The organism is Vibrio sp. D173a (assembly GCF_030248475.1).
Window position 1 is genome coordinate 1 of sequence record NZ_JAHGAH010001335.1, and the last position, 646, is coordinate 646.

At 45.4% G+C, this 646-nt stretch carries 1 protein-coding gene; it reads right to left on the minus strand.

Annotated elements, in window-relative coordinates; translation table 11 throughout:
* Positions 1-43 precede the first annotated feature (43 nt).
* Complete coding sequence (gene rimJ, locus KIV40_RS33195; RefSeq protein ID WP_285353649.1) at positions 44-622, minus strand: ribosomal protein S5-alanine N-acetyltransferase; 579 nt, start codon at positions 620-622, stop codon at positions 44-46.
* Positions 623-646 lie beyond the last annotated feature (24 nt).

Consider the following 646-nt stretch of genomic DNA (forward strand, 5'->3'; position numbering starts at 1 on the left):
CGAGCTTAAACACTCAGCAAATTCTAATTCTAGATCATCGCGATCATTTATCTTCCCAATTCGGGTTGATCAATGAAGTGAGGACATGATCTCGCCACTGGCCGTCGATCAAAAGGTAGTCTTTAGCAAACCCTTCTTTCTCAAAGCCTAAATGTTGTAATACCGCCGCACTTCTTTCATTATGTGGGATATACCCAGCCATGATGCGATGCATCTTCTGCACTTCAAACATGTAGTCCAAAGCCATGCGAAGCGCTTTACGCATGTAACCATTGCCCTGCGCATCTTTCGCCAGGGAATACCCCAGGTTACACGCATGAAATGGGAATCGAGATAGATTACTGAACGACACGGTGCCTAACATCTCGTTGGTCTCTGCGTTGATAATCAAGCAGTAGTAAGCCAACCCCATTTTGTGCAGCTCATTTAACTTAATTAGACGCTGAGCCCAACCAGTGCGTTCGAAAAACGCCTCTTCACGAGTGGGTTCCCACGGCTTTAAGTGCTCACGGTTAGCTTGAAAATAACCACTAATCAAAGACGCATCGTCTATTTCTGCAGTACGCACAATCAGATTGCCTGAGCGTTTATATAGACGCTCAGGAGTACTTCTAACTTCCATCAAACGTCCCTAATTCTTGCGGAT